The sequence below is a fragment of the Gilliamella sp. Fer1-1 genome (assembly GCF_001690825.1).
Lineage (GTDB): Bacteria > Pseudomonadota > Gammaproteobacteria > Enterobacterales > Orbaceae > Gilliamella > Gilliamella apicola_C.
In genome coordinates this window covers 1-6,560 of the sequence record NZ_LZGX01000074.1, presented here as the reverse complement: position 1 = coordinate 6,560, position 6,560 = coordinate 1, and the positions used below count along the sequence as shown (strand labels likewise).

Annotated in this window: 7 protein-coding genes; 2 read left to right on the top strand and 5 right to left on the bottom strand. The window is 34.1% G+C overall.

Going from position 1 to position 6,560, the window contains the following annotated elements:
- Positions 1–35: 35 nt before the first annotated feature.
- The 3 genes from A9G28_RS08740 to yfbV are packed head-to-tail and all read right to left on the bottom strand — an operon-like array spanning position 36 to position 1,764.
- Positions 36–755 (bottom strand): hypothetical protein, encoded by a 720-nt coding sequence (locus tag A9G28_RS08740; RefSeq protein WP_065567575.1) that lies wholly within the window; start codon positions 753–755, stop codon positions 36–38.
- 29 nt (positions 756–784) lie between these two features.
- The gene (gene priC / locus A9G28_RS08735) at positions 785–1,297 is read right to left on the bottom strand and encodes a primosomal replication protein PriC (protein ID WP_065580424.1); all 513 of its coding nucleotides are present in this window, start codon (positions 1,295–1,297) and stop codon (positions 785–787) included.
- A gap of 5 nt (positions 1,298–1,302) precedes the next feature.
- Positions 1,303–1,764, bottom strand: coding sequence for a terminus macrodomain insulation protein YfbV (yfbV, locus tag A9G28_RS08730; protein ID WP_065580423.1), 462 nt, complete (start codon positions 1,762–1,764; stop codon positions 1,303–1,305).
- Positions 1,765–1,958: 194 nt separating this feature from the next.
- Between yfbV and A9G28_RS08725 the strand changes: the two genes are divergently transcribed.
- Both A9G28_RS08725 and pta read left to right on the top strand, forming a co-directional pair.
- Positions 1,959–3,164 carry an acetate kinase gene (locus A9G28_RS08725; protein WP_065580422.1) on the top strand — a complete coding sequence of 402 codons (1,206 nt, stop codon included), beginning with the start codon at positions 1,959–1,961 and terminating at the stop codon, positions 3,162–3,164.
- Positions 3,165–3,230: 66 nt separating this feature from the next.
- Positions 3,231–5,381 (top strand): phosphate acetyltransferase, encoded by a 2,151-nt coding sequence (gene pta / locus A9G28_RS08720; protein ID WP_065580421.1) that lies wholly within the window; start codon positions 3,231–3,233, stop codon positions 5,379–5,381.
- Positions 5,382–5,604: 223 nt separating this feature from the next.
- On the opposite strand, the gene A9G28_RS08715 is transcribed toward pta, so the two are convergent.
- Both A9G28_RS08715 and A9G28_RS08710 read right to left on the bottom strand, forming a co-directional pair.
- Complete coding sequence (locus A9G28_RS08715) at positions 5,605–6,072, bottom strand: MarR family winged helix-turn-helix transcriptional regulator (RefSeq protein ID WP_065567571.1); 468 nt, start codon at positions 6,070–6,072, stop codon at positions 5,605–5,607.
- A 3-nt stretch (positions 6,073–6,075) separates the two neighbouring features.
- Positions 6,076–6,507, bottom strand: a complete 432-nt coding sequence (locus A9G28_RS08710) for a hypothetical protein (protein ID WP_065567570.1) — start codon at positions 6,505–6,507, stop codon at positions 6,076–6,078.
- Between the last annotated feature and the right edge of the window lie 53 nt (positions 6,508–6,560).

Here is a 6,560-nt window from a genome sequence, read left to right as displayed (position 1 = left end):
ATTATTCTTTATTGTTCAATATTCACTCAATACTATTAATAATTATAATCATGTTTGTATTTCGCTGAATTATCAATCACGTTATTTTTAGGTAATTGAGGCGCTTTATCATATAGTTTGTAATCAATAAGATAAGATCCCCAAAAATTACTTTTAATGGTTACCAATAATTTTTTAGGGTAAATATCAGCGTCATTTTTTGTAAATGGTAGAAAAAATTTTTTTGATGTATATGGATCATGAATTTTTATACCGTTAGCGTAGCGGTGATAGTGCCGTTTTTGGGGCCCCGGTGTTGTAATTTCATAATCTGTCAAATACTCATATGTATTTCCCGGGTAGAGATGAACTAAATTGATTGGTAGGCAAATTGCAATAAAAAGCGAGCATAGAAAAAATTGAAAAAAATGCCCTAGCAAGAATTTAATTCTTTCCCACCGTGGTATTGGAACTTTCACCGCAATTAAATTTGGTTTAGTCATTAAATAAAAGAAGAGAGCGATAATAAAACTAATTACTATCGAAAAAATGCAGTAACTAGTATTAAAAAAATCTGAAAGAATTGTTTCCCTACCTACTTTGAATGAGCAATAAATCCAGTTAATGACTAGTAAAATATAAAAAGCAATCATTATAATTTTATATACAGCATTATATCGAAATCGAATATTTCCATCGCTGGAAAGTGGCTTAAAGGTTTTTTTTTGAATGTTATCAATAGCATCAATACGATAATTTTTAAATTTTTGTTCCATAAATTTTCACGACTTATTTTAATCTATGTTTATTCAGCTAAATTTCCATCATTTTCCATTTCTAATTCAATCTTGTTAATGGCTTGTTCACAGCGGTAGATGCGGTTATCAAGCGCAGCAATTTTGCTTTGGTTGATCACATCAGGTGATAATTCTAGTTCATATTTCATCTCTTGTAATCGACGCAAATAATCTAAATGGCGCATGTGCTTTTGGGCTAATGTTTCTTCAAAAATGATTTTTAGATCTTTGCGACGTAAGTTGTGGGTAGCAAGTTCGCGTGTTAGGGCGGCAATTTGGTTGACTAATGTGTCTGATAAAAAGGTGATTTGTTCAACTTTTTCTGATTTGATATTAGCCATTAACGCTTGATATGTTTGTTTGATCTTTGCAAGATAAAAGGCTTTGTCTGTGACAATGTTATTGGTTTGAAATAATTGTTCGTCAAAATAAGGCTCTTGATATTGTTGTTCGTTGGCTAAACTGATTTGCTGTTCAAGTCGGTCAATTTGATTTTGTAAAGTATTAATTAAATCTGCCATGGATATTAGCCTTTATCATAAGGTGAGTTATCATTATCTTGACCAAAATAGTCGCCTAAATGTTCTTTTGCAAGTTTGATCAGTTTCATAAATTCTTCAAACGTTAATTTTTTGACTTCAGGGCTATTCTCAGCGACGATTTTTTTCGCAACTAATTTCGCTTTTAACTGGTTGTAGCAGTCAATTAAATTAAGTGGAAGTGGTGATAGCGCTCGTTTACCTAGCCAATATATCCCTTGTAGCGGTAAGCTTAAAGTAAATAGTACGGTTATTGCTGTGACCGCAATTTGTGCTGGCATGTAATATTGCCAAACTAGCAAACCAATAACGATTGGTGGTAAGTATTTGCTTGTAGTTTTTATGTAGTTAATGATTTTTAATTCAGGAAATGAATATGCTAATTGTTTATCTGTCGGGCAAAGCTTTATATATCGTTGGCCTGCTTTAAATGTGCTTATTACATTCATATTTTTCCGATTCCTCGACATTCACTTGTTATTATCTTAAAATAGTACCATTCAAATTGGGGACTCTCATTATTCTATCTCAAAAAGTAAGATATCAGAAGTCACCTTAGCGTAGTCACATTGATTTTAAATCATGTGCTTAGTTACCAATTTTGATTGGTATATATCTTTTTATTCAATCTATAGGAATTACTATGTCATCAAGTAATAACGCTCTTGTTCTTAATTGCGGAAGTTCATCATTAAAATTTGCTATTATAAACCCTGAAAACGGTGATGAGTTTCTTTCTGGATTAGCCGAATGTTTTAACTTGCCTGATGCACGCATTAAGTGGAAACTTGATGGTGTTAAAGGTGAAGCATCTTTAGGTGCAGGCGCTGCACATAGTGAAGCAATTAAATTTATCGTTAATAGTATCTTCCCACAAAAACCAGAATTATTAGATAGTATTAAGTCTATTGGTCATCGAATTGTTCACGGCGGTGAAAAATATACACAATCAGTTGTGATTGATGATTCAGTATTAAAAGGTATTGAAGATGCAGCAGCTTTTGCTCCGTTACATAATCCAGCTCATTTAATCGGTATTCGTGAGGCATTTGAAGCCTTTCCACACTTAAAAAATAAAAATGTTGCTGTGTTTGATACTGCATTCCATACAACAATGCCAAAAGAAGCTTATTTATATGCTCTTCCTAACGAGCTTTATACTAAACATGGCGTTCGTCGTTATGGTGCGCACGGTACTAGCCATTATTATGTTAGCCGTGAAGCTGCAAGATTATTAAATAAACCTGTTGACCAAACGAATGTGATCACTTGTCATTTAGGTAATGGCGCATCAATTACTGCCGTTAAAAATGGTGAATGTGTTGAAACTTCAATGGGGTTAACGCCACTCGAAGGTTTAGTTATGGGTACGCGCAGCGGTGATATCGATCCTGCTATTATGTTCTTCTTACACGACAATTTAAAAATGTCAGTTGCCGATATTAACAATCTTTTAAACAAAAAATCAGGTTTATTAGGTTTGACAGGTGTAAGCAGTGACTGCCGTTATGTCACCGATAATTATGATACTAATGAAGATGCCAAAAATGCTTTAGATGTTTTTGTTCATCGTTTAGTAAAATATATCGGTGGTTATGCAATGTTATTAGACGGTCGTTTAGATGCTATCGTCTTTACTGGCGGTATTGGGGAAAATTCTGAAGAAGTTCGTCGTATGGCATTACAAAAATTAAGCATTCTTGGCTTTGAACTTGATCAAGAGCGTAATCTTGCTGCTCGTTTTGGCCAAGGTGGTACAATTACTAAAGAGGGTTCTGCAATTGCGATGGTTATTCCAACCAATGAAGAACTTGTTATTGCTCAAGATGCTGCGCGTCTAACCGCGTAATAAATATTTAAAACCGCCTAAATGGCGGTTTGTTTTTATATAATGAAGAATTAAGAGGTAACAATTATGTCTCGTACAATTATGCTCATTCCAACTGGCACCAATGTTGGTTTAACTGGTGTGAGCCTTGGTGTTATTCGAGCTATGGAGCGTCAAGGTATTAACTTAAATGTATTTAAGCCCGTTGCACAGCCAAGAGCGGGTGGTGATGCGCCAGATAATACGACAACTTTAGTTAGCCACAACACATCAATTCCAGCGCTAAAACCGCTTAAAATGAGCCATGTTGAAAACCTATTAGGTTTAAATCAACAAGATGTATTAATGGAAGAAATCGTTGCCCTTTATGCTGAAAACACGAAAGGTGCTGATGTTGTTTTAGTTGAAGGTATTGTGCCAACATCGGATTATCCATTTGCTAACGAGCTTAATAATAATATCGCTAAAACCCTTGGCGCCGAAATTATTTTTGTCGTTAATATGGGTAAAGATACACCAGAACAGCTTAGAGATCGTATTGAAATTGCGCGTTCTAACTTTGGTGGTATTAAAAACGAAAAAATCGTTGGTGTGATTGTTAATAAAGTGAATGCGCCAGTTGAAGAACAAAATCTTGCTCGCCCAGATGTTGCCGAAATTTATCATACCCCTAAATTTGACGATAAAAAAATCACCATTAAAGATTTAAGTGCGCATAGCCCACTTCCTGTTCTGGGTTGTATTCCTTGGAATATAGATTTAAGTGCTTGCCGTTCTATTGATATTGCTAAACATTTTGATGCAAAAATTATTAATGAAGGCGATATCAAAAACCGTCGAATCAAACATATTTCTTTCTGCTCACGTAGTGTGCCTAATATTATTAGCCATTTACAACCTAATGCACTGTTAGTGACTTCAGCTGATCGTGCTGATGTATTAGTTGCTATTAGTTTAGCTGCCATGAATGGTGTGGCTATTGGTGGTGTGCTTTTAACGGGCGGTTATGATATTGATGAAAAGATCGCAAAATTATGCCAACCAGCTTTTGATACAGGTTTACCAGTATTTACTGTGAAAACTAATACTTTTCAAACATCTATTAATTTACAGCAATTTAATTTAGAAATTCCTGTTGACGATAAAGAGCGAATGGAAAGCACACAAAATTATGTGGCGGATCATATTGATGCAAATTGGATCAAATCATTAAATGAAGTGGTTAATTCTGCTCGTCGTTTATCTCCACCAGCTTTCCGTTATCAATTAACAGAGCTTGCACGTAATGCTAAGAAAGTGGTTGTATTACCTGAAGGGGATGAACCAAGAACGGTTAAAGCAGCGGCAATTTGTGCTGAACGTAATATCGCTAAATGTGTATTAATTGGTAACCCTGACGAAGTGCGTAAAGTTGCTGCTTCACAAGGTGTCACTTTAGGCCAAGGTGTTGAAATTGTTGATCCTGAAAACATCCGCGAAAAATACGTTCCTCGCCTTGTCGAATTACGTAAAAATAAAGGTATGACAGAAGTAATTGCTCGTGAGCAATTAGCTGATAATGTAGTACTTGGTACAATGATGCTTGAAGCAAATGAGGTTGATGGTTTAGTGTCAGGTGCTGTGCATACAACTGCTAATACTATCCGTCCACCATTACAATTAATTAAAACTGCCCCGGGTAGTTCACTTGTTTCATCAGTATTCTTTATGTTAATGCCTGATCAAGTCTATATTTATGGCGACTGTGCAATTAACCCAGATCCAAACGCACAAGAATTGGCTGAAATTGCAATTCAATCTGCTGATACTGCAATCGCTTTTGGTATTGAACCACGTGTAGCGATGATTTCGTACTCAACTGGAAGCTCAGGTCAAGGCGCAGATGTTGAAAAAGTGAAAGAAGCAACTCGTATTGCTCAGGAAAAGCGCCCAGATCTTATGATCGATGGTCCTTTACAATATGATGCAGCTGTAATGCCAGATGTGGCAAAATCAAAAGCACCAAATTCGCAAGTTGCAGGTAAAGCGACTGTGTTTATCTTCCCTGATCTTAATACCGGTAATACGACTTATAAAGCTGTACAGCGTTCAGCGGATCTTGTTTCGATTGGTCCAATGTTACAAGGTATGCGTAAACCAGTTAATGACTTATCTCGTGGTGCATTAGTTGATGATATTGTTTACACTATTGCTTTAACAGCGATTCAATCAGCTCAAGAACAAAATGCGACAAAATAAGTTTAGCAAAACGTTCTAACTATAGATAAAAGGTGATGTAATATCACCTTTTTTAATTAAATTTAGTCAAGTAATGAGCTTTAACAGCTTGAGTTATAACGATTTAGTTTTAAAGTATTTTGTTCTAGAAATTTGAGACAAAGTCTTCAAAAACTTATTTTAAGTCAAGTTGATGCATTCAAAGTTGATAAAAACAATAAATAATAAAAATTTATAAATGATTTTATCCCTTCATGTTGGTTTTTAATAGTGTTAATAACATTTCCATAAATTGTTCTTTATCACCTTGTAATGTTGAAAAAAAATCTTTATCTATTTGTTCAACCAAAGGTACAGTTTCATTTGCTTTATTCAATCCTTTTTGTGTTAATTGAATGGATTTTGCTCGACTATCTTTAATTGAGCAAGAGCGTTTTATATAATCTTTTTTTTCTAAATTCTCTAATATTTGGGAAATTGTCATCACATCGATATTTGTTTTATTTGATAAAATAACTTGTGTTATTTCGTCTGGTTGCTGTGATAGATAAGCAAGCGTTGCAAGCACTATAAATTGAGGATGAGTGATAGACTGTTTTTTCAAGCAATTTTTGATATTCGTATGCCAGGACGAATAAGTTTTCATAAAAATAAAACCAATAGATTCAGAATCAGTTTGGAATTGAGTCAAAAACTTATTGTCCTTTGTCATAATTTACCCTTCAACTAAGCCATTTAATTTGTAAGTTTTATCTATAATATCATCTGAAATCTGTTTTATAAAATCATAGGATGCTTTAGTATCCATTTTTGGATCCGGTTTTAGAGAAATTTCTGATTTTAATGCATATTGATTATGCGATATTTCAATAATTTGATGTGAGAAAAACAGTAAACCTATTTCAGGCATATCAAATTGTTCTGTAAATTCTTGCTCATCAATAATCTTTGATAAAGTCACTTCCATTTCCGGTATATTTTGTAATTTGAAAATACCTTTAGACCCTGTTTTTAAGTCACCAAATATACGAAAGTCTTCAAGATCAGTTTCCCATAATTTTCTTAAATTAAGATCAGTATAGTATTGCCAAATTTGAGTTGGTTTAGCTTTGGTTGGTAATATGAAAGAAATTGAAATGGTATTCATAGTGTCTCCTTTTAATAAGTTATCTTGTAATAAGTTTACTTATTATAAGTTTG